The following is a 22,208-nucleotide window of genomic DNA, read 5'->3' as shown; positions in this document are numbered from 1 at the left end:
CTACCAGCGGATTTTCTTCATCCACAGAAGTTATCCACAGGGCGCCTTCTCGACCTGGGGACAAGTCGACAGGAAGGTGCCGGTTGGTCGACAAATCGGCCCACAGGCCCCAGATGTGTCCACAGCCCGTCAGGTCACCCTTCGTCCAGGCATTTCTCTTGATCAACTCTTTGGAGTGAAGCATTTCCACCCGAAAGTGAGCTTGCGAGCGGTTTGAGAAGGGAATTGTTCGCTACGGATGTGGCATTCGGAATGATCCACTCCGGCATCCACAGATCATTCTCACAGCCTGTGGATAACTTTCCGGGCCTGTGCATCTCTGTGGACAGCGAGTCCCCAAGTCCCGCCCACGGCAAGGGGATCGGGTCAAGGCGAGGTGCCCCATCTGCCCCTTTCAAGGGAAAGTGGCAGGCTTTCCTTGACACCCGCCGACGAGCCCGTGTGGATCTTTTCCGGCCTCGCTCCACCCTAAATTCACATTCCGGCAAATAGGGCATAAGTGAGTGCAACGGATATCGGGTCGTGGGCCGGAAGCGGGCAACGGTAGCCTTGAGGGGTGATTGACCTTCGCCTGCTCCGTGAGGACCCCGACCGTGTTCGCGCCTCCCAGCGCGCCCGTGGAGAGGACGTCGCGCTCGTCGACTCCGTCCTGTCCGCCGATGAGCGGCGCAGGTCGTCCGGGCTCCGCTTCGACGAACTCCGCTCCGAGCAGAAGTCGCTCGGCAAGCTGATCCCCAAGGCCTCGCCCGAGGAGAAGCAGGAGCTTCTCAAGAAGGCGGGCGAGCTCTCCGCCGCCGTGAAGGCCGCCGAGGCCGACCAGCGCGAGGCCGAGGAAGAGACGCAGCGCCTGGCCCTCCAGCTCGGCAACATCGTGCACCCCGACGTCCCGCGCGGCGGCGAGGAGGACTTCGTCGTCCTGGAGACGCACGGCACGATCCGCGACTTCGGTGCCGAGGGCTTCGAGCCCAAGGACCACCTGGAGCTCGGCGAGGCGCTCGGCGCCATCGACGTCGAGCGCGGTGCGAAGGTCTCCGGCTCGCGCTTCTACTACCTGACGGGGGTCGGCGCGCTCCTGGAGCTCGCGCTCGTCAACGCGGCGATCGCGCAGGCCACCGAGGCCGGCTTCACTCCGATGCTGACCCCGGCCCTGGTGCGCCCGCGCGCCATGGAGGGCACCGGCTTCCTCGGCCAGGCCGCCGAGAACGTGTACCACCTGGAGAAGGACGACTACTACTTGGTCGGCACCTCCGAGGTACCGCTCGCCGCGTACCACATGGACGAGATCGTCGAGGCGGACCAGCTGCCGCTGCGCTACGCCGGCTTCTCGCCGTGCTTCCGCCGCGAGGCGGGCACGTACGGCAAGGACACCCGCGGCATCTTCCGCGTGCACCAGTTCGACAAGGTCGAGATGTTCTCGTACGTCGACCCGGCGGACGCGCAGAACGAGCACCAGCGGCTCCTGGAGTGGGAGAAGCAGTGGCTGACCGGCCTCGAGCTGCCCTTCCAGGTGATCGACGTCGCCACCGGTGACCTGGGCTCCTCGGCCTCGCGCAAGTTCGACTGCGAGGCGTGGATCCCGACCCAGGGCAAGTACCGCGAGCTGACCTCGGCCTCGAACTGCGACAGCTTCCAGGCGCGCCGCCTGTCCGTCCGGATGCGCGACAACCGCGACGGCAAGAAGGTGCTCCAGCCCCTCGCGACGCTGAACGGCACGCTGTGCGCCGTGCCGCGCACGATCGTCGCGATCCTGGAGAATCACCAGCAGGCCGACGGCTCGGTGCGCGTCCCGGAGATGCTGCGGCCGTACCTTGGGGGACGCACCACCCTGGACCCCAAGTAATCGCAGCCTGAACGGCCCGCCGGGCCGCCCGGCCTGAACAGCCTGGAGCCGAACGCCAAGTGAGCCACCCCGCTCCCCTCGCCCCTGCCTTTCCGTACAAGCTCGTGGCGACCGACCTCGACGGAACGTTGCTCCGTTCCGACGACTCGGTCTCCGCGCGCACGCGTGAGGCGCTCACCGCGGCCACCGCGGCGGGCGCCGCGCACATCATCGTGACCGGCAGGGCCGTGCCCTGGACCCGGCACATCCTCGACGACCTCGGCTACGAGGGGCTCGCGGTGTGCGGCCAGGGCGCGCAGGTCTACCACGCGGGGGAGCACCGGCTGCTCACCTCGGTGACGCTCGACCGGCAGCTGGCGGGGATCGCGCTCGCCAAGATCGAGGCCGAGATCGGACCGCTGGCGCTCGCCGCGAGCCGTGACGGCATCGAGGGCGAGGTCATCGTCGGCCCCGGCTACCAGGTGCAGGACGGCCCGCTCCCGGTCGTCCCGTTCACGGAGCTCGCCGAGCTGTGGGCGGAGCCGCTCAACAAGGTGTACGTGCAGCATCCGGGGCTGACCGACGACGAGCTGGCGGAGGTCGCGCGCACGGCCGCGGGCGGGCTGGTCGGCGTCACGATGGCGGGCGAGGGCATCGTGGAGCTGCTTCCGCTCGGCCTCTCCAAGGCCACGGGGCTGTCCCTTGCGGCCCGTCGCCTGGGGGCGAAGGCCGCCGACACGATCGCCTTCGGCGACATGCCCAACGACATTCCGATGTTCGGGTGGGCGTCCCACGGTGTGGCCATGGCGAATGCGCACGACGAGCTCAAGACGGTGGCCAGTGAGGTGACCTCGTCGAACGAGGACGACGGGATCGCGGTGATCCTGGAGCGCCTGCTCGGCTGACCGGCCGGCGACGGCCGACCGCCGCGCAACACGGCATCGGGGCCGGCCCCGGTGAAGAGGGGGCGGCCCCGATGAAGTGGGTGGGCGGCCCGCGTGTCACGGAAGAAGGACACGCGCTCGAAGCGGCCGCCCCGGGCAGCACCCGGGCGGGGCTCGACGGAGTGCAGTGACTACTCCGGAGCCTGCCTCGGGCCGCCCTGCCGGGAGCTCGACGGATCACTGAAGGACATCGCCGCGCTCCTCTCCCGGTCCTGGGACGCCACAGTCGGCGTACTGACACAACTACTGTGCCGCGCCCCGAAGTTCGCCGCCACCGAATTAATCACCGGCGGCGCCACCTGCACCGCCGCACCTTGCTGAAGAACCACCCCGCGGGCGGCTCGTCCGAACGCCACGGCTGCGGCTCGGGCCCGCCCTTCCGCCACCGCTCGGCGAGCATGCGCGCCCGCGCGGACGGTTCGGTCGTCTCGGCGGCACGTATGAAGTCGGTGTCCAGGACCACGTCGTCCCAGGTGTCGTCGCCCTGACCGGGCCGGTCCCCCTCGCGGATCGGTTCGTCTGCCATCGCGGGTCCTCCGGGTGCTCCGGGTCTTTCTCGGGTGGCCAATCGAACGGGCGCACCCTCCCACCAGTGTCCGGATGGGAGGGTGAAATCGGCGTCAGTAAGCGGACCGGTCCCCGCGCGGGGCCGGTTCCTACTCCTCCCCGGCCAGCTTCAAGGTCCGCAGCTTCTGCCCGGCGTACCAGGTAGCCAGGACCGTCACCACCACCAGGAGCACCGTCGCGAGCGGCAGCCCCACATCCGAGGTGACGAGCTCGCCGCCGGCCACCTTCTGCGCGACCGCCAGCGACCACTGCTGCACGCTGAGCGTGCGCGCCCCGGAGACCAGGGTCCCGAAGAGGGCCTCCCACACAAGGGCGTAGACGAGGCCGAAGACGACCGCGTGCCGCGTGACCGTGCCGAGCAGCAGGAAGATCGCCGCGTAGGCGATCGAGGCCACCAGGGCGGCGATCGTGTAGGCGACGGCGATCTGCTGTCCGTTGCCGTTCAGGATGAAGCCCGCGATGAGCGTCGGGACGGCGGAGAACACCATGGTCACGCCGATCGCCACGATGAGCTTGGTGACGATGATCGTGGGCCGCTTGAGCGGCTTCGACAGCAGGTAGACGACGGACCCGTCGTCGATCTCCGGGCCGATCGCGCCGGTCCCCGCGATGACACCGATCAGCGGCACCATCGTGGCGAGCGCGAATCCGCCGAGCAGGTCGGACGCGGTCTGGTCGTCGGCCCCCGTGAGCCCGCGCACGAGGGCGGAGATCACGATCAGCAGTACGGGCAGCGCGAAGAGGATGAGGGCCCGGCGCCTGCCGAGCAGGGCCCGGTAGGTGAGTCGGGCGACAGTGGGGTCGTACATCAGGGCCTCCTACGCCGCGACCAGATACGAGAAGACGGACTCGAGGGACTCGTCGGACGGCGAGACCGTGAGCAGCCGGATGCCGTGCGCCCGCGCGACCTGCGGGAGCTGCGTCGTGAACCGGCCGAAGTCGATGGCCTGGACGTGCAGGGCGCCCTCCTTCAGGTCGACCTCGATGCCCGCCGTCGACGGGTCCGCGATCAGCACGGCGGCCAGCGCCCGGTCGTCGCTGGAGCGGATCAGATAGCGGTGCGGGCGGTCGGTCATCAGACGGCGGATCTTGCGGAAGTCGCCGCTCGCGGCGTGCCGGCCCGCGACGATCACCTCGATGTGGGAGGCGAGCTGCTCGACCTCTTCGAGGATGTGCGAGGAGAACAGGACCGTGCGGCCCTCGTCCCCCATGCGCCGCAGCAGATCCATGAGCTGCATGCGCTGGCGCGGGTCCATGCCGTTGAACGGCTCGTCCAGGAGCAGTACCGAAGGGTCGTGCACGAGCGCGGAGGCCATCTTCACGCGCTGCCGCATGCCCTTGGAGTACGTCGAGATCTTGCGGTCCTGCGCGTACTCCATCTCGACGGTGGCGAGCGCCGCCTGGGCCGCCTTCTTGCCGAGACCGTGCAACTCCGCGTTGGCGACGACGAATTCGCGTCCCGTGAGGAAGTCGTACATCGCCTCGCGCTCGGGGACGATGCCGATGTGCCGGTAGATCTGTTCGTTGCGCCAGATCGGCTGGCCGTCGAGGGTCACCGAGCCGTTCGAGGAGGCGAGGAAGCCGCCCATCATGTTGAGGAGCGTGGACTTCCCCGCGCCGTTCGGTCCGAGCAGGCCGGTGACGCCGGGGCCGATGTTCATGGTGACGTCGTTGACGGCGACCACGTTGCCGAACCAGCGTGAGACGTGGTCGATGTTGATCGTGGTCACAGTCCGACCTTCCGGTAGCGGCGCATCAGCAGCCCGTAGGAGCCGGCGATGAGCCCGAGGACGACGAGCAGATAGACGACTCCCTGACCGGCCGAGGGGCCGTGGAGCCCGGGGAAGGACGAGCTCGCCCCGAGGAAGGCGGTCTGCACTCCGTCGATGAGCGTGATCGGTGAGAAGAGGCCGAGCCAGGTCACCGCCCCGCCGTTGTCCTGCGCGTCGGCGATCGCCTGGACCGTGGACACGGCGCCGTAGGAGATGGTCAGGACGGCGATGACGGCGGCGATGCCGAAGCCGCGGCGCGGGGTGACGGCGGAGACGACGAGGCCGATTCCGGCGAAGAGCAGCGACAGCAGCGCCACGGATACCAGTCCTTGGGCGAATCCCTTGGTCTGCTCGCCGAAGTCCAGCTTGGCGAGCAGCGAGCCGACGTAGAGCACGATCAGCGGCGCCGCCGTGAGGACGAACAGGGCCGATGTCATGGCGGCGAACTTCGCGACCACGTAGTCGACCCGCTCGATGGGGCGGGAGAAGTAGAGCGGGATCGACTTGAAGCGCAGGTCGAGGGAGACCGCGTTCGGCGCGGCGGATGCCACGTAGAGGCCGATCACCGCCTGGAGGATGACCGCGTACCGGGTGTAGGCGACCGGCAGGTCGTTGGCCTTCGTGGCGACGGCCACCGCGACCATGATCAGCGCCGGGACGCACATCACGATGAAGAGCAGCATCGGCAGCACCTTGGACTTGGCCGAGCGGCCCAGTCCGTAGGCACCGCGCAGGCTCTGCGAGAAGAGCGAGCGGCGGGCGTACGCGCGGCCGAGGCGCGGTCCGTCGTAGTGGCGGTAGCCGATGTTGTGGATCTGGGTGGACGCGCGGTCCACGGGGCTGGGCTCGGTGGTCATCGCGCCGCGCCTCCCGTCTGCTGCTGCGATGCGGCGGTGGCCGCCCAGGCGGCGGCGCGCTCGGAGTCCTGCTCCGGCTGCTGCTCGGCCTCGGGGCGGAAGACCTCCGCGATCTGGTGCCTGCGCTGCTCCATGCGGACCAGACCGAGGCCGAGGTCCGCGACGACGTCGCGCACGAGGTCGTACGTCTCCTCGCCCTGTGCCGTGATGAGGACGGTGTGACCGGCGCCGGGCAGTTCGCCGCCGGTGCTGGTGTCGATGCCGCGCTCGGCGAACGCCCTGCGCAGGGCCTTCGTCCCGTCCGGGTGTTCGTCGCTGTCGGTGACCTCGATCGCGAGTGTCGCCGTGGCCTGCGTGAAGTCCGTGGTGGAGCTGGAGCGCAGCAGTTTGCCGCCGTCGATGACGACGACGTGGTCGCAGGTGCGCTCCAGCTCGCCGAGCAGGTGCGAGGTGACGAGGACCGAGATGCCGAAGTCCGTGTGCACGCGCTTGATGAGGCCGAGCATGTCGTCACGGCCGACCGGGTCCAGGCCGTTCGTCGGCTCGTCCAGGAAGACCAGCTGCGGGTCGTGGACCAGCGCCTGGGCCAGCTTCACGCGCTGCTTCATACCCGTCGAGTAGCCGCCGATGGGGCGGTAGCGCTCCTCGTACAGGCCGACGTGGCGCAGGGTGTCGGCGGTGCGCTCGCGGGCTGCCGTGGGCGGCAGGCCCGACATGCGCGCCATGTGGACGACGAACTCGGTCGCCGAGACGTCCGGCGGGAGACAGTCGTGCTCCGGCATGTAGCCGACGCGCTCACGGATCCTGGGGCCGGACGCCGGGTCCGCGACGTCGAGTCCGAGCACTTCGGCGCGGCCCTCCGTCGCGGGGGACAGACCAAGCAGAATCTTGATCATGGTGGACTTGCCGGCTCCATTGGCTCCGACGAGTCCGGTCACACCGGGCCCGATGTCCATGGTCAGCCGGTCAAGCGCGGTCACTTTGGGGAACCGCTTGCTCAGGCTTTCGGTCGCGATCACAGTCACGGTTCGACCGTAGTGGCGCAGGCCACACCAATTCGTCAGACCGTGGGGTCGACCTTGCGTAAGACCTGAGTATTACGGGTCCCTAGGGGTCCACCCCGAGTACCCCGTGCAGGCCTCTTGACGTCGCCGTCAAGCATTGTCACATTCATCAGTGTCAAGTTACGAACGCGTACGGCGACGGCCCGGTCACGGGGTCCGGGCAGCCGCGACCGGGACGGACGGTGGCATGACCGCAGCAGTGGTGCGTGAACTCTCGGCGGAGCTGCGGGGGTTCAGAGAAGTACAGAGGCTCGCGTACGCCTGCGCGGAGGCGGTGGCGGCGCAGCTCAAGCCCGGTGTGACCGAGCGCGAGGCGGCGCGGATGCAGCGGGAGTGGCTGCGCGAGCGCGGGGTGCGGGACTGGTTCCACCTGCCCTTCGCCTGGTTCGGGGACCGCACGGCGTTCGCGAACTTCCGCGTACCGCTGCAGTTTTTCCCGACGAACCGGAAGCTGGAGGCGGGGATGCCCTTCATCCTCGACATGGCGCCGGTCCACCAGGGCTTCACCGCGGACATCGGCTACTCGGGCTGCCTCGGTCTCAACCCCGTGCACGACAAGCTGCTTTCGGACCTGGAGGCGCACCGCGAGCTGATCCTGCGCGAGGTGCGCGAGCGGCGCTCCCTGCGGGAGATCTACGAGGACGTGGAGCGCCTGATGGTCCGCCAGGGCTATGCGAACCGGCACCGGGCGTACCCCTTCGGCGTCATCGCGCACAAGGTCGACCGGGTCAAGGAGCGGCGGGTCAATCCCACGCTGTTCGGCTTCGGCACCCAGTCCCTGAAGGGCCTGGCGAGCGACGCGCTGCACGGGCACCGGGACGGCTGGTCGCCGCTGTGGTCGCCGTACAAGTTCTCCGACCACCCACCGCGGCCGGGGCTGTGGGCGGTCGAACCCCACCTCGGATTCCGGGGCACGGGCGCCAAGTTCGAGGAGATCCTCGTGGTCACCGACTCCAAGGACCCGCAGGAGAGCGCCTTTTGGCTGGACGACGATCTGCCGCACGTGCGGCGCTGGGCGGAGGGCATCTGATGTCGGACCTGATGAAGATCCATGGCGCGCGCGAGCGCTGGGTGCGCACCGGCGGAATCGAGCTGTGCGTCGTCGAGCTGGGCGAACCGGGCGGGGCCGAGCGGCCGACGGTGCTGCTCGTGCACGGCTACCCGGACTCCAAGGAGGTGTGGTCGGAGGTCGCCGAGCGCCTCGCGGACCGCTTCCATGTGGTGCTCTACGACGTGCGCGGACACGGCCGGTCGACCGCGCCGAAGCCGCTGCGCGGCGGCTTCACCCTGGAGAAGCTGACCGACGACTTCCTGGCGGTCGCCGACGCGGTGAGCCCGGACCGGCCCGTGCACCTGGTGGGGCACGACTGGGGTTCGGTGCAGTCGTGGGAGTTCGCCACCGTCAAGCGCACGCAGGGCCGCATCGCGTCCTTCACGTCGATGTCGGGCCCGTCCCTCGACCACTTCGGGCACTGGATCAAGCAGCGCATGAAGCGGCCCACGCCCGCCAAGGTGGGCCAGCTGCTCGGGCAGGGCGCCAAGTCCTGGTACGTGTACATGCTGCACACGCCCGTGCTCCCCGAGCTCGCCTGGCGCGGTCCGCTCGGCAAGCGCTGGCCGAAGATCCTGGAGCGCGTCGAGCGGGTCCCGGCGGGCGACTACCCGACGTCCTCCCTGCCCTCGGACGCCGCGCACGGCGCCTGGCTGTACCGGGACAACGTCAGGGCGCGGCTGCGCCACCCGCGCGAGGACGCGTACGCGCACGCGCCCGTGCAGCTCATCACGCCGCTCGGCGACATCTTCCTGTCGCCCAAGCTGTACGACCAGCTGGAGCTGTGGGCGCCCCAGTTGACCCGGCGCACGCTGCCCGCCAAGCACTGGGTACCGCGCACCCGGCCCGACCAGCTCGCCGCCTGGATCACCGACTTCGTCACCGCGAACGAAGGGCAGGAGACCGGGGTGCCTGCGCAGCGCCCGGCGGCCGGCGGCAAGTACGCGGACCGGTTCGCCGGCCAGCTGGTCCTCGTGACCGGGGCGGGCAGCGGCATCGGCCGGGCCACCGCGTTCGTCTTCGCGGAGGCCGGCGCGCGCGTGGTCGCCGTCGACCGGGACGCCGAGAGCGCCGCGCGGACCGCCGAGCTGGCCCAGCTCATAGGCGCCCCCGAGGCGTGGGGCGAGACCGTGGACGTCACCGACGAGCAGGCCATGGAGAAGCTCGCCGAGAAGGTCGCGGCCGAGTACGGCGTGGTCGACGTCCTGGTGAACAACGCGGGGATCGGCCTGTCCGGCTCGTTCTTCGACACCACGCCCGAGGACTGGAAGAAGGTCCTCGACGTCAATCTGTGGGGCGTCATCCACGGCTGCCGGCTGTTCGGAAAGCAGATGGCCGAGCGCGGTCAGGGCGGCCACATCGTGAACACCGCGTCCGCCGCGGCGTACCAGCCCTCGAAGGCGCTCCCCGCGTACTCGACATCCAAGGCCGCGGTCCTCATGCTCAGCGAGTGCCTGCGCGCCGAGCTGTCCGACCAGGGCATCGGGGTCTCCGCGATCTGTCCCGGCCTGGTGAACACGAACATCACGGCGACGGCCCGCTTCGCCGGGGTCGACGCCGAGGAGGAGAAGCGCCGCCAGAAGAAGTCCTCGCGCCTGTACGGCCTGCGGAACTATCCGCCGGAGAAGGTCGCCGAGGCGATCCTGGGCGCCGTCGTGCACAACAAGGCGGTCGTCCCGGTCACCCCGGAGGCCCGCGGCGCGCACCTCATGTCCCGCTTCACGCCCAAGGCCCTGCGCGCGATCGCACGGCTGGAGCCGCCGCTGTGAGCACCGATGCCCCGGGACCGCGGGAGAGGGCGGAGCCGACCGCCGAGTACCGGATCGAGGACCTGGCCCACCACAGCGGGGCCACGGTCCGTACGATCCGCGCCTACCAGGACCGTGGGCTGCTGCCGCGGCCCGAGCGCCGTGGGCGGGCCAATGTGTACACGGACACGCATCTGTCCAGGCTGCGCCAGATCGCCGATCTGCTGGACCGCGGCTACACCCTGGCGTCCATCAAGGAGTTGCTGGAGGCCTGGGACGCGGGGCGGGGCCTGGGCGGCGTGCTCGGTCTGGTCGCGGAGGTGGACGGTCCGTGGACGGACGAGCGGGCGGGGCGCATCACGCGCGCGGAGTTGGACGAACGGTTCGGCGGGGAGCCCGACGAGGCAGCCGTACGGGATGCGCTGGAGCTCGGCATTCTTGAGTCCGTACCGGGGAACGACGAGGAGTTCCTCGTCCCCAGCCCCCAAGAGCTGGCTGTCGCGGCCGAGTTGCACGCCGCCGGCGTTCCGCTCTCCGCAATCTCCTGTCATCTCCGGGAGTTGAGGGGGCAGGTCGAGCATATTGCGGCGCGTTTCCTTGAGTTCACTACCGAGCATGTGTTCGCGCGTTATCTCGGTCCGCAGCCGCCGACGGACGCGGAAGCGACCGAAGCGGCCTCGCTCGTGCGGCGCCTCAGGCCGCTCGCCCAGCAATCGGTGGATGCCGAACTGGCGCGTGCCATGCGCCTGTTCGCCACCCGTCACCTCCACCGCCACCTCTCCGAAGGACCGCAGGCCGAGGTGGCGAATGAGCCGCTTTCCGTCGCCATACCGCCGGAGACAATTCGGGCTGTGTGCAGGTTGGTTGGTTCAGAGCACGTCTCCACGTTCATCGCTGCGGCGGCCGAACGGGAGGTACAGACACGGACATTGGATGCATTGACCTCAAATACCAGCAATACGGAACTAGTTACCCAAAAGGACTCCCCAGCCTGAGAGTTGTCCACAGAATCGCCAACTAGCCTGTGGATAACTGGACTTGGCTGTGGATCAAACATCCGGACAGAAATATCTACGAAAAATCTGAGTGAGCCGAGCAGGAACCGAGCCGAACCACGAGGGGTCTCAGGAGGCGTTGCGGAAGGACCTGCGCGGCTGCCCCGCATACGCTCACTGGTATGAACGAGAACGCTCCCGCCACACCCACGCGCCCGCTGCGCCTGAGCACCGTGATCCTGCCCCACCGCCGCTGGCACGAGGGTGCGCGCGAGACATGGCTGCGCGCGGAGGAGCTGGGTTTCCACACCGCGTACACCTACGACCACCTGTCCTGGCGCGTGCCGTTCCGGGACGGGCCGTGGTTCGGGGCGGTGCCGACGCTGACGGCCGCGGCCACCGCCACCGAGCGGATCCGCCTGGGCACCCTCGTGACCTCGCCGAACTTCCGGCACCCCGTCACCCTCGCCAAGGAACTGCTCACGCTCGACGACATCTCCGGTGGCCGGATCACGCTCGGCATCGGCGCGGGCGGCACCGGCTTCGACGCGAGCGCCCTCGCGCACAGCGGGCAGGAGCCGTGGACGCCGCGCGAGCGGGCCGACCGTTTCGCGGAGTTCGTCCCGCTGCTCGACCGGCTGCTCACCGAGGACACGGTCTCGTACGACGGGACCTTCTACTCGGCGGGCGGCGACGTCGGCGCCCAGAACATTCCGGGCTGTGTGCAGCGCCCCCGCCTGCCGTTCGCGGTGGCCGCTACGGGCCCGCGCGGACTGAAGCTCGCCGCGCGGCACGGCCAGGCGTGGGTGACCACCGGCGACCCGAAGCTGTACGAGTCGGGCACCCCGGAGGAGTCGGTTCAAGCCATTCGCGGACAGGTCGCGAAGCTGACCGCCGCCTGTGAGGCCATCGGCCGGGACGCGGGCGAACTGGACAAGATCCTGCTGACCGGGTTCACCCCGGACCGCACCCACCCCCTCACGTCCGTCGACGCCTTCGTGGACTTCGCCGGCACCCACCGCGAGCTGGGGTTCACCGAGCTGGTCGTGCACTGGCCGATCCCGGACACCGCCTTCGAGGCCGACCAGAAGACCTTCGAGGCGATCGCCACGGAAGCCCTGGGCCAACTCGACTGAATCGGACACCGTCACGCCGGGAACCGGGTGGGGCACATGAGCCGGGTGCGCACTCATATGTGCGCCCCGCAGCACGCCCGTGCACGCATATGCGCGACCATGGGTCGGTGACCTCACCGACTCCCGGGCCCCGGACTCCGGCCCCCTCCGCCCTCAAGCCCCGGCTGATCGCCACCGATCTCGACGGAACGTTGCTGCACGACGACAAGACCGTTTCACCGCGTACGGTCGCCGCGCTCGCCGCCGCCGAGGAGGCCGGAATCGAGGTCTTCTTCGTGACGGGTCGTCCGGCCCGCTGGATGGACGTGGTCAGCGACCATGTGCACGGTCACGGCCTGGCGATCTGCGGAAACGGCGCAGCCGTCGTGGATCTGCACGGCGGCACGGGCCACCACCGCTTCGTCAAGATCCGCGAGCTGACGGTCCCGAGCGCGCTGGACGTCGTCCGCATTCTGCGCGACACCGCGCCCGGCACCACGTTCGCCGTCGAGCGCACCGGCGGCCTGCACCACGAGCCGGCGTACCCGCCGCTGCACATGGATCCGGGCGAGACCGTCGCCGCCGCGGAGAAGCTGCTGGCCGCGGACTTCGAGGGCGCGTCCGTCGCGGACCAGCCGGTGCTCAAGCTCCTCGCGTACCACCCGGAGCTCGGCCCCGACGAGTTCCTGACGCTGGCCCGCGCGGGGGTGGGCGACCGGGCGGCCATCACGCGGTCGAGCCCGAGCGCGCTCCTGGAGGTCAGCGGTCCCGAGGTCTCCAAGGCGAGCACGCTCGCCATGTGCTGCGCGGAGCGCGGCATCGCGCCCACCGAGGTGGTCGCCCTCGGGGACATGCCCAACGACATGGAGATGCTCGCCTGGGCGGGCACGTCCTACGCGATGGGCAACGCGCACCCCGAGGTGCTGGCCGCGGCGACCGGCCGCACGGCGACCAACAACGAGGACGGCGTGGCCCGCGTCATCGAGGACATCCTCGCCACGCACGCCCCCGTCCGGTAGCTCCACCCCGTCCACGGGCGGCTACAGCTTCACGTGGCGGTCCGCGAACCACTTCATCGGATCCACCCCGGAGCCCAGATACGGCGTGAGCCGCACCTCGAAGTGCAGGTGCGGCCCCGTCGAGTTGCCGGTGGTGCCCGACTGTCCCAGCCACTGGCCCGCGCGGAGTTTCTGCCCCTGGTCGACGGTGACCGCGGCGAGGTGCGCGTACTGCGTGCAGTAGCCGCCGGGGTGCCGGACGACGACCTCGATGCCGAAGGCGCCGCCGCAGGACACGCTCACCACACGGCCCGCGCCCGCCGACCGCACCGGCGTGCCGATGTCGACCGCGAAGTCCTGCCCGGTGTGCCGGTGCGACCAGCGCTCGCCCGCACTGTCGAAGCCCGCGGACAGCTCGTACTTCTCCACAGGGGGCACCCACGCGCGCGTGGTTGAGTTTTTCGGCTCCTTGAGGCGGACCGCGCCCCGGCACTTGCCCGCGGTGACCGACTGGTCCGCCTGCCCCTGGAGCTTCCACCGCGCCGCTTCGAGCTTCGTCTCGATGCCCTTCTTCAGGCTGACGAGCCGCGCGTTGCGCTCCTTCAGGGAGCGCCACTCGTCCGCCGCCCTGCGCTGTCCGTCCGCGAGCCTGCGCTCGGCACGCCTGCTCTTGTCCACGGCGTTGTTGAGGGCCAGGTCCGCCTGCCAGACCGCCCGTTGACCGCGCATCAACTCGTCGGGGTCCCCCGCGAGCAGCATCTGCGCCGTGATGGGGACGTCGCCACCGCTGCGGTACTGGGCGCGGGCGATCCGGCCGAGATCGTCGTGCAGCACCGAGATCTGCCGCCGCTCCCGCACGAGCAGCCGTTCCGTCTTCTCCGCCTTCGCCTGCTGCACGGAGGCGGCCCTACGGCCCGCTTCGTAGCGCTGCGTCGCCGTGGACGCCTCCTCGAAGAGGCGCGCGACGTCCGCGCTCGCCTCGGGGCCCTCCGCGCCCTGCGAGACCGTGGGCGGGCCGCCGAGGGCGATGAGGGCGCACAGCAGCGCCGGTAGGACGAGCGACGTGCCGGTGCGGCGGGGTCCATGACGCATGCATCGGATCGTTGACCGCTGCGCCCCGGGCTTCCTGCGGAGCTGGTACGGCCGAGGGAACGGATGCCCCGTACGGCGCAGGGACGTACCGCCAAACCGGGGCGGTCGACGGGTGGCCGTGCCGGCCGGCGGTCCTCAGTAGGGCGCCTGCCACACCACCGTCGTACCGGCCCCGTCGATCCCCGCCCCGTGCCAACTGGCGCCGCCGAGCGACTCGGCCCGCCGCTGGAGGTTCTTCAGGCCGCTGCGCCGCCCGCCCTCCTTGATGCCCACGCCGTCGTCCGCGACCGTCAGGCGGACGCCCTGCTGCCCGTCCGGGAGGATCACGGTGGCGTCCACGACCACGTCGATACGGGCGGCCTCCGCGTGCCGGAACGCGTTCGAGAGGGCCTCGCGCAGGGCCGCGATGAGGTTCTTGCCGGTCAGCTCGCCGACGACCGTGTCGACGGGCCCGAGGAAGCGGTACGAGGGCCGGAAGCCGAGCGGCACGGCGGCCATGTTGATCTCGCGGAGCACCTTGGTGCGCAGCCCCGACGGCGCCTCGGTGGGCTCCTGTTGGAGCGCGAAGATCGCGGTGCGGATCTCCTGGATCGTGGTGTCGAGCTCGTCGACCGCCTTGCCGACCCCGGTCTGCACCTCGGGCACCACGGAGCGGCGCTGGGCGGTCTCCAGCATCATCCCGGTGGCGAAGAGCCGCTGGATGACGAGGTCGTGCAGATCGCGCGCGATCCGGTCGCGGTCCTCCAGGACGGCGAGGCGCTCCCGGTCGCGCTGCGCCTCGGCCGTCACCAGGGCGAGCGCGGCCTGGGACGCGAACTGGGTGGCCAGGGTGCGCTCCACCTCGGTGAAGGGTCGCGCCTCACGCGCGCGGGTCATCACCAGCGTCCCCAGGACCTGCCCACCGCTCTGGAGGGGCAGCATCATGGACGGCCCGTAGTCGCGGGCGAGGCCGGTCAGCATGCGCGGGTCGGTGGCCGCGTCGTCGATGAACACGGCGTGCCCGTCGAGCAGTTCGGAGATGACCTCGCTCTCCGGCGGCACGATCACGCCGAGCGCGGCGGAGGGCTCGTCCGAGTCGACGGCGACGATCTCCATGCCGCCCTCCTTCGCGGGCAGCATCACGATGCCGGCCGCCGAGTCCGAGAGGTGCCGGGACTGCTCGGCGACCACCTGGAGCGCGTCGTCGGCGTCCCCGCCCGACAGGAGCGCGGTGGTCACCGCCACCGACCCGTCGATCCACCGCTCGCGCTGCTTGGCCGCTTCGTAGAGGCGCGCGTTGCCGATGGCGATGCCCGCCTCCGTGGCCAGCACCCGGACCATGTTCATGTCGTCGTCGTTGAACTCGCCGCCGCCGTGCTTCTCCGTGAGATAGAGGTTTCCGAAGATCTCGCCCTGTACGCGGATGGGGAGGCCGAGGAACGTGTGCATCGGCGGATGGTTCGCGGGAAAGCCGCACGAGCGCGGGTCGTCCGCGAGGTTCGCGAGGCGCACCGTGTCGGGGTCGTGGATGAGCGCGCCGAGCAGTCCCTTGTGCCCGTCGGGCAGTCGGCCGATGAGCCGCGCGGTGTCCTCGTCGACCCCGTAGTAGACGAAGTCGGAGAGGCCGTCGCCGTCCTCGGCGACGACACCGATCGCGGCGTACGTGGCGTCGGTCAGCTCGGCTGCCGTCTCGCAGATCCGGTCCAGCGTGGAGTGCAGTTCGAGGCCGGTGCCCACGGAGCGCATCGCTTCCAGGAGCTGCGGCAGCCGCGCGGTCAGTTCCGCCGACAGGCCGTGCAGGCTCCGGGTCGCCTCGGTCGCCGCCTCCAGGGAAGCCGTGGCGGGCTCGGCGGGGGGACGGGCGCCGGGGTCCGTGGGTGCTGCCATGCGTCGAGCCTAATTAGTACTAATTAGGGACGAAAGTCGGGATCCGGGCCGACGAGGGAGGCCGGGCCCGGCGCCTCGCCCCGCCACGCCGGTCCTTCAGCTCTCCGAGCCGGCCAGTGCCTCCGCCGCGCCTTCCCGTCGCCGCAGCTCCCGCAGCGGCCCGTCGACGGCCGCCAGCTCGGCGTACGGGCCGTGCTGGGCGATCCGGCCGCCGTCGAGCACGAGCACCTCGTCCACGGCCTCGAGACCGGCGAGCCGGTGCGTGATCAGCACCGTCGTCCGCCCCCGCGTGGCGTCCAGCAGGTCCGCGGTGAGCGCGTCCGCCGTCTCCAGGTCGAGGTGTTCGGCGGGCTCGTCGAGGACGAGGACGGGGAAGTCGGCGAGGAGCGCGCGGGCGAGCGCGAGCCGCTGCCGCTGGCCGCCCGACAGCCGCGCGGCGTGCTCGCCCACCAGAGTGTCGAGCCCGTCCGGCAGCGCCTGCGCCCACTCCCGAAGACGTACGCGGCCGAGCACCGCCCACAGTTCGTCCTCGGTGGCGTCCTTCTTGGCGAGCAGCAGGTTCTCGCGGAGGCTGCTGTCGAAGAGGTGCGCGTCCTGGGCGCACAGCCCGACCATCCGCCGGACCGCGTCGCCGTCGAGGGCCGCCGCGTCGACACCGCCGAGGGTGTACGTCCCGGCGTCCGCGTCGAGGAAGCGCAGCAGCACCTGGGCGAGGGTCGTCTTGCCGGATCCCGAAGGGCCGACGACGGCGACGCGGCGGCCGCGCTCCAGCGTCAGGTCGACGCCCGAGAGCGCGTCCCGCTCCTGGCCCTCGTGGCGGGCGGTGAGGCCGCGTACGACGAGCGGGAAGGGGTCCTGCGGCGCCTGTGCGGGCCGCTCGGGCTCCCGTACGGGTTCCGGCGCGTCCAGGACCTCGTAGACCCGCTCGGCGCTCTTGTGGACGCGCTGGCGGTGCTGCACGGCGAGCGGCAGGCCGAGCACCGCCTCGAACGCGGCGAGCGGCGTCAGGACGACGACCGCGAGCGACACCCCGTGGAGCTGCCCCGTGCGCACGCCCTGGATGCCGACGAGCGCGGCGGCCGCCACGGTGAGGCCGGTGATCAGTGCGGTGAGCCCGTCGCCGAGCGCGGTCGCACTGGCGGCGCGCGAGGCGATCCGCGTCAGCACGGAGTCGGCCTCCGACGCCTCCTTCGTACGGCGCGGCAGCGCGCCCGCGACCGTCAGTTCCGCGGTGCCGGTGAGCAGTTCGGCGGCCTTCGTGGCGAGCACCCCGCGCGCGGGGGCCAGCCTGCGCTCGGCGCGCCGGGACACAGCGCCGGACAGCAGCGGCACCCCGACCCCGGCGAGCAGCAGCCCCATGGCGAGCACGGCGCCCGCGGCGGGCAGCAGCCACGCCGTGAACGCCACGGAACCCACGCCCACGAGCGCGGCGACCGACGCGGGCAGCAGCCAGCGCAGCCAGTAGTCCTGCAGCGCGTCCACATCGGCGACGAGCCGGGAGAGCAGGTCGCCGCGCCGTGTCGTGCGCAGCCCCGTGGGGGCGAGCCGCTCCAGGCGCCGGTACACGGCGACCCTGGTGTCGGCCAGCATCCGCAGCACGGCGTCGTGCGACACGAGCCGCTCCATGTACCGGAAGACGGCTCGCCCGATGCCGAATGCGCGCGTGGCCGTCACCGCGACCATCAGGTAGAGCACCGGCGGCATCTGAGAGGCCCGCGAGATCAGCCACCCGGACGTCGCCATCAGGCCGACCGCGCTGCCGAGCGCGAGCGCACCGAGCAGCAGGGCGAGCGCGAGCCGCGAGCGGCGCGGCCTGGCGGCGGCCCGCAGCCGTGTCAGCACATGGCGCCGGGCCACCGGCGCGTCGTCCCGCCCCTCTGCGGAAGCGGCTCCGACGGCATCGGCGAGGGCCTGCCCGGACGGGCTCCCCTGGACGGCGCCCCGCGCCTGCGCCGGCACCGCGCCGGGCGCCTCGATCCGGACGACCCGGTCCGCGACGGCCAGGAGCGCGGGCCGGTGCACGACGAGGAGCACGGTCCGCCCCACGGCGAGCCTGCGCACCGCGTCGACGATGCCCGCCTCGGTCTCGCCGTCGAGCGCGGCCGTGGGCTCGTCGAGCAGGACGACGGGCCGGTCCGCGAGGAACGCCCGCGCGAGCGCGAGCCGCTGGCGCTGTCCTGCGGAGAGCCCGGCGCCGTCCTCCCCGAGCACGGTCGCCGTGCCCTCGGGCAGCGCCTCGACGAACTCCAGGGCCCCGGCCTCCCGCAGCGCGGCGAGCACCGCGGCATCGTCCGCGTCCGGCCGCGCGAGCCGTACGTTGTCGGCGATCGACCCGGCGTAGAGCTGCGGCCGCTGCGGAACCCACGCCACGCGCGCGTGCCACGCGTCGCGCGACACCTCGGCCAGATCGGTGCCGCCGACGGACACCCGACCGGCACTGGGGCGTACGAACCCCAACAGGGCGCTGATCAGCGTCGACTTGCCCGCACCGCTCGGTCCCACGAGGGCCACGGTCTCGCCCTCGGCGACCTCGAACGAGACGTGGGAGACAGCCTCAGACGGCCGCCCTTCGTAGCGGACGGAAACACCTTCGAACCCGATGCCGCCGGCCTCCGGAACGCCCTGCTCACCGGACTCCGGCAGCGGCGTCTCCAGGACCGCGAAGATCTCCTCGGCCGCGGCGAGCCCCTCGGCCGCCGCGTGGTACTGGGCGCCCACCTGCCGCAGCGGCAGATACGCCTCGGGCGCGAGCACCAGGATCACGAGCCCGATGTACAGGTCCATCTCGCCGTGCACGAGCCGCATGCCGATGGTCACGGCGACGAGCGCGACCGACAGCGTGGCCAGCAACTCCAGCGCGAACGACGAGAGGAAGGCGATCCGCAGGGTGCGCATCGTCGCCCTGCGGTACTCGCCGGTGATCTTTCGGATGGACTCGGCCTGCGCCTTGGCGCGGCCGAACACCTTCAGGGTGGGCAGGCCCGCGACGACGTCCAGGAAGTGGCCGGACAGCCGGGAGAGCAGCCGCCACTGGCGGTCCATCCGGGACTGGGTCGCCCAGCCGATCAGCATCATGAAGACCGGGATGAGGGGCAGTGTGCCGACGATGATCGCCGCCGACACCCAGTCCTCGGTGACGACGCGGGCGAGCACCGCCACCGGGACCACCACCGCGAGCCCCAACTGCGGCAGGTAGCGGGAGAAGTAGTCGTCGAGGGCGTCCACACCGCGCGTCGCCAGCGCCACAAGGGACCCGGTGCGCTGCCCGCTCAACCAGCCGGGCCCGAGCCGCGAGGCCCGCTCCAGCAAGCGGGTGCGCAGCTCCGACTTGACCGCCGCGCTCGCCCGGTGCGCGGCCAGCTCGGTCAGCCAGGACACGAGCCCGCGTCCGGCTGCCACCGCCAGCAACAGCAGCAGCGGTGTGCGCAGTTCGGTCACGCCGAGACCGTGCTGGAACGCGCCCACCACGATCTCGGCGATCAGCATCGCCTGCGCGATGACCAGGCCCGCCCCGACGGCGCCCAGGGCCACCACCGCGATGAGGAAGGAGCGGGAGGCCCGGCCGTACCGGAACAGGCGCTGGTCGATCGGTTTCACGTGAAACACACCCTCACGTAGAAGAACGCAGGCGGGTCGAGGGCGCTCAGTGCGCCTCGGCGGGAATGTGGTTCGTGCCGAGCCGCTTGCGGAACACCCAGTAGGTCCAGCCCTGGTAGAGCAGGACCAGCGGCGTCATGATGCCCGCGACCCAGGTCATCACCTTCAGCGTGTACGGACCCGAGGCCGTGTTGTCGATCGTCAGGTTCCACGCCTCGTTGAGCGAGGACGGCATGACGTTCGGCGCCAGGGAGAGGAAGATCGCCGCCACGACGGCCGCGATCGCGACCCCGTTGAAGGCGAACGCCCAGCCCTCGCGGCCCTTGGCGTTCATCGCGAGCGTACCGAGCAGCCCGACGACCGCCACGGCGAACGCCACCGCGGTCCACGTCGTGCCGCGCTCGGCCTGGATCCAGGCGAGGAAGCCGCCGCCCAGGAGCACGGTGGCCACGCCCGCCTTCGTCGCGAGCGCACGCGCCCGCACCCGGATGTCGCCCTCCGTCTTCAGCGCGGTGAACACCGCACCGTGCAGCGTGCAGACGGCGGTGAAGGCAAGCCCGCCGAGCAGACCCCACCAGGTCAGCAGGTCGCCGAACGAGCCGGCGAAGTCCTGCTGGGAGTTGATCGGCACACCGTGCACCATGTCGGCGAACATCACGCCCCACAGGAACGGCAGCAGCAGCGAGCTGACGAAGAGCACCAGCTCCCAGTTGCGCTGCCAGCTCTCCTCCGGCCGCTTGTGCCGGTACTCGAAGGACAGCACGCGCACGATCAACAGCAGCAGCGCGAGCACGAGCAGCAGGTAGAAGGCGCTGAAGAACGTCGCGTACCAGACGGGGAACGCGGCGAACATCGCTCCGGCCGCGGTGAGCAGCCAGACCTCGTTGCCGTCCCAGACCGGCCCGATGATGTTGATCAGCACGCGGCGCTCGGTCCGGTCGCGCGCGAGCAGCCGCGTCAGGATGCCCACCCCGAAGTCGAAGCCTTCGAGGAAGAAGTAGCCGGTCCACAGAACGGCGATCAGAAGGAACCAGAATTCGTTGAGACCCATGGCGCTTCTCCTCTCAGTACGCGAAGGTCATTGGCTTGTCGGCGTCGTCGTTGTCGTCGGAGTCGTCCCCCGACGGACCACGCAGCTTCGGATCCTTGGTCGGCGGCTCCTCGTCCGTGTCGGGACCCTTGACGGCGTACTTCTTCATCAGCCGGACGTTGATCCAGAACAGCACCGCGTACAGCAGGGTCAGCGCGGTCAGCGAGATCGCCATCTCGGTCTGGCTGACGCCGGGGGAGACCGCGTCCTTGGTCTTGAACAGTCCGAAGACGACCCAGGGCTGACGGCCCATCTCGGTGAAGATCCAGCCGATGGAGTTGGCGATGAAGGGGAAGATCAGCGAGGCCATGCCGACCCGCCAGCCCCACTTCGTGACGGTCGGGCCGAGCTCCTTCTTGTTGGTGAGCATCAGCTTGGGGATCTCGTCCTCACCCCGTCGGTGCTCGGGCAACAGCCATCGCTTCTTGCGCGTCAGCCAGAACCCGGCACCCGCGGCCACGGCCGCGGTGAGCCCGATGCCGATCATCAGGCGGAAGCCCCAGAAGGTGACGAAGATGTTGGGCACGTACTCGTCGGGCTGGCCGCCGTACTTCTCGGCCTCGGCCTTGGCGGTCTCCTCGATGCCCGGCACGCAGCTGTGGAAGTTGCTGTCGGCCAGGAAGGACAGCAGGCCCGGAAGCTCGATCTCGACGGAGTTGTGGCCCTTGGTCACGTCACCGACCGCGAAGATCGAGAACGGCGCGGGGCATTCGGTGCTCCACAGGGCCTCGGCCGCCGCCATCTTCATCGGCTGCTGCTTGAACATCACCTTGGCCAGCTGGTCACCGGAGAGGGCGACCAGGACGCCCGCGATCATCGTGGTGACCAGGCCGATCCGGAGCGAGCTGCGCAGCGTGATGGTCCGCTTGCGGTCGACCTGCTCGCCGGCGTCCTTCTGCTTCTTGATCTTCCAGAGCAGGAAGCTGGCGATGCCGATCATGAAGGCTCCGCCGGTCAGGAAGGCGGAGGAGACGGTGTGCGCGAACTGGACGACCGCGGTGTTCTGGAAGAGGACGTGCCCGATGTCGTTGAGGCGGGCCACCCCGGTCTTCTTGTCCATCTCGTAGCCGACCGGGTGCTGCATCCAGGAGTTGGCCGCCAGGATGAAGTAGGCCGAGGCCAGCGTGCCGATGGACACCATCCACATACAGGCGCAGTGGATCTTCTTCGGCAGCTTGTCCCAGCCGAAGATCCACAGCCCGATGAAGGTGGACTCGAAGAAGAAGGCGATCAGCGCCTCCATCGCGAGCGGGGCACCGAAGACGTCACCGACGAACTTCGAGTAGTCGGACCAGTTCATGCCGAACTGGAACTCCTGCACGAGACCGGTCGCCACACCGATCGCGATGTTGATCAGGAAGAGCTTTCCCCAGAACTTCGTGGCGTGGAAGTACTTCTCCTTGCCCGTGCGTACCCATGCCGTCTCCAGTCCCGCCGTGAGCGCGGCGAGGCTGATCGTCAGCGGGACGAACAGGAAGTGGTAGACGGTGGTGATGCCGAACTGCCATCGCGCCAGGGTCTCCGGCGCGAGGGCGACCGTTGTCGGGTCCACTGCGTCTTCTCCTTACTTCGCCGTGGTCACAGCGGCAGTTTGCCCCTTTAATCCCACAAATCCTGGGAGGAACCAGGACAC

17 protein-coding genes are annotated in these 22,208 nt (G+C 70.4%); 7 read left to right on the top strand and 10 right to left on the bottom strand.

Annotated features, from left to right (window positions below; all coding sequences use genetic code 11):
• Window positions 1-556: 556 nt before the first annotated feature.
• Together serS and ACY34M_RS36900 are read left to right on the top strand one after the other, a co-directional pair.
• Window positions 557-1,840, top strand: a complete 1,284-nt coding sequence (gene serS, locus ACY34M_RS36905; protein ID WP_462720792.1) for a serine--tRNA ligase — start codon at window positions 557-559, stop codon at window positions 1,838-1,840.
• Between the two features lie 59 nt (window positions 1,841-1,899).
• Complete coding sequence (locus ACY34M_RS36900; RefSeq protein WP_462720793.1) at window positions 1,900-2,724, top strand: HAD family hydrolase; 825 nt, start codon at window positions 1,900-1,902, stop codon at window positions 2,722-2,724.
• Window positions 2,725-3,046: 322 nt separating this feature from the next.
• Here ACY34M_RS36900 and ACY34M_RS36895 read toward each other — a convergent pair whose 3' ends face one another.
• From ACY34M_RS36895 to ACY34M_RS36875, 5 genes are all read right to left on the bottom strand, one after another.
• Window positions 3,047-3,289 (bottom strand): SGM_3592 family protein, encoded by a 243-nt coding sequence (locus ACY34M_RS36895; protein ID WP_462720794.1) that lies wholly within the window; start codon window positions 3,287-3,289, stop codon window positions 3,047-3,049.
• A gap of 130 nt (window positions 3,290-3,419) precedes the next feature.
• Window positions 3,420-4,139, bottom strand: a complete 720-nt coding sequence (locus tag ACY34M_RS36890) for an ABC transporter permease (RefSeq protein ID WP_462720795.1) — start codon at window positions 4,137-4,139, stop codon at window positions 3,420-3,422.
• 9 nt (window positions 4,140-4,148) lie between these two features.
• Window positions 4,149-5,060, bottom strand: a complete 912-nt coding sequence (locus tag ACY34M_RS36885; RefSeq protein WP_462720796.1) for an ABC transporter ATP-binding protein — start codon at window positions 5,058-5,060, stop codon at window positions 4,149-4,151.
• The gene (locus tag ACY34M_RS36880) at window positions 5,057-5,959 is read right to left on the bottom strand and encodes an ABC transporter permease (protein ID WP_462720797.1); all 903 of its coding nucleotides are present in this window, start codon (window positions 5,957-5,959) and stop codon (window positions 5,057-5,059) included. The genes ACY34M_RS36885 and ACY34M_RS36880 overlap by 4 nt, the downstream gene beginning before the upstream one ends.
• Complete coding sequence (locus ACY34M_RS36875) at window positions 5,956-6,978, bottom strand: ABC transporter ATP-binding protein (RefSeq protein WP_462720866.1); 1,023 nt, start codon at window positions 6,976-6,978, stop codon at window positions 5,956-5,958. Before ACY34M_RS36875 ends, ACY34M_RS36880 begins: the two co-directional genes overlap by 4 nt.
• A gap of 232 nt (window positions 6,979-7,210) precedes the next feature.
• Here ACY34M_RS36875 and ACY34M_RS36870 point away from each other — a divergent pair, with 232 nt between their 5' ends.
• The 5 genes from ACY34M_RS36870 (at window position 7,211) to ACY34M_RS36850 (ending at window position 12,951) form a co-directional block, all read left to right on the top strand.
• On the top strand, window positions 7,211-8,053 hold the full coding sequence (locus ACY34M_RS36870; protein ID WP_462720798.1) for a M24 family metallopeptidase: 843 nt from the start codon (window positions 7,211-7,213) through the stop codon (window positions 8,051-8,053).
• Window positions 8,054-8,064: 11 nt separating this feature from the next.
• Window positions 8,065-9,843: an SDR family oxidoreductase gene (locus ACY34M_RS36865; protein WP_462720867.1), complete on the top strand. Its 1,779-nt coding sequence runs from the start codon at window positions 8,065-8,067 to the stop codon at window positions 9,841-9,843.
• Window positions 9,840-10,817, top strand: a complete 978-nt coding sequence (locus ACY34M_RS36860; protein WP_462720799.1) for a MerR family transcriptional regulator — start codon at window positions 9,840-9,842, stop codon at window positions 10,815-10,817. Before ACY34M_RS36865 ends, ACY34M_RS36860 begins: the two co-directional genes overlap by 4 nt.
• 182 nt (window positions 10,818-10,999) lie before the next feature.
• Window positions 11,000-11,953 (top strand): LLM class flavin-dependent oxidoreductase, encoded by a 954-nt coding sequence (locus ACY34M_RS36855; protein ID WP_462720800.1) that lies wholly within the window; start codon window positions 11,000-11,002, stop codon window positions 11,951-11,953.
• A gap of 89 nt (window positions 11,954-12,042) precedes the next feature.
• The gene (locus ACY34M_RS36850; protein WP_462720801.1) at window positions 12,043-12,951 is read left to right on the top strand and encodes an HAD-IIB family hydrolase; all 909 of its coding nucleotides are present in this window, start codon (window positions 12,043-12,045) and stop codon (window positions 12,949-12,951) included.
• Window positions 12,952-12,972: 21 nt separating this feature from the next.
• Here the strand turns inward: ACY34M_RS36850 and ACY34M_RS36845 are convergent, their stop codons facing one another.
• The 5 genes from ACY34M_RS36845 to ACY34M_RS36825 all read right to left on the bottom strand — a co-directional run bounded on the left by ACY34M_RS36845 (window position 12,973) and on the right by ACY34M_RS36825 (window position 22,127).
• Window positions 12,973-14,022, bottom strand: coding sequence for a M23 family metallopeptidase (locus ACY34M_RS36845; RefSeq protein ID WP_462720802.1), 1,050 nt, complete (start codon window positions 14,020-14,022; stop codon window positions 12,973-12,975).
• A gap of 135 nt (window positions 14,023-14,157) precedes the next feature.
• Window positions 14,158-15,888, bottom strand: coding sequence for a GAF domain-containing sensor histidine kinase (locus tag ACY34M_RS36840; RefSeq protein WP_462720803.1), 1,731 nt, complete (start codon window positions 15,886-15,888; stop codon window positions 14,158-14,160).
• 96 nt (window positions 15,889-15,984) lie between these two features.
• Window positions 15,985-19,485 carry a thiol reductant ABC exporter subunit CydD gene (gene cydD / locus ACY34M_RS36835; RefSeq protein WP_462720804.1) on the bottom strand — a complete coding sequence of 1,167 codons (3,501 nt, stop codon included), beginning with the start codon at window positions 19,483-19,485 and terminating at the stop codon, window positions 15,985-15,987.
• 46 nt (window positions 19,486-19,531) lie between these two features.
• Window positions 19,532-20,536 (bottom strand): cytochrome d ubiquinol oxidase subunit II, encoded by a 1,005-nt coding sequence (gene cydB / locus ACY34M_RS36830; RefSeq protein WP_462720805.1) that lies wholly within the window; start codon window positions 20,534-20,536, stop codon window positions 19,532-19,534.
• A gap of 13 nt (window positions 20,537-20,549) precedes the next feature.
• Window positions 20,550-22,127 carry a cytochrome ubiquinol oxidase subunit I gene (locus ACY34M_RS36825; protein WP_462720806.1) on the bottom strand — a complete coding sequence of 526 codons (1,578 nt, stop codon included), beginning with the start codon at window positions 22,125-22,127 and terminating at the stop codon, window positions 20,550-20,552.
• Window positions 22,128-22,208: the final 81 nt, after the last annotated feature.

Source organism: Streptomyces sp. EDA2-14, assembly GCF_054963755.1.
Note: the sequence above shows the minus strand (reverse complement) of the source record. Positions and strands in the feature narration are given on the sequence as shown.

Coding starts and splice junctions, on each gene's coding strand:
- ACY34M_RS36840 (WP_462720803.1), bottom strand. CDS start 15,888: ATGGCAGCACCCACGGACCCCGGCGCCCGTCCCCCCGCCGAGCCCGCC.
- ACY34M_RS36895 (WP_462720794.1), bottom strand. CDS start 3,289: ATGGCAGACGAACCGATCCGCGAGGGGGACCGGCCCGGTCAGGGCGAC.
- ACY34M_RS36865 (WP_462720867.1), top strand. CDS start 8,065: ATGAAGATCCATGGCGCGCGCGAGCGCTGGGTGCGCACCGGCGGAATC.
- cydB (WP_462720805.1), bottom strand. CDS start 20,536: ATGGGTCTCAACGAATTCTGGTTCCTTCTGATCGCCGTTCTGTGGACC.
- ACY34M_RS36845 (WP_462720802.1), bottom strand. CDS start 14,022: ATGCGTCATGGACCCCGCCGCACCGGCACGTCGCTCGTCCTACCGGCG.
- ACY34M_RS36850 (WP_462720801.1), top strand. CDS start 12,043: ATGCGCGACCATGGGTCGGTGACCTCACCGACTCCCGGGCCCCGGACT.
- ACY34M_RS36890 (WP_462720795.1), bottom strand. CDS start 4,139: ATGTACGACCCCACTGTCGCCCGACTCACCTACCGGGCCCTGCTCGGC.
- ACY34M_RS36855 (WP_462720800.1), top strand. CDS start 11,000: ATGAACGAGAACGCTCCCGCCACACCCACGCGCCCGCTGCGCCTGAGC.
- ACY34M_RS36870 (WP_462720798.1), top strand. CDS start 7,211: ATGACCGCAGCAGTGGTGCGTGAACTCTCGGCGGAGCTGCGGGGGTTC.
- ACY34M_RS36880 (WP_462720797.1), bottom strand. CDS start 5,959: ATGACCACCGAGCCCAGCCCCGTGGACCGCGCGTCCACCCAGATCCAC.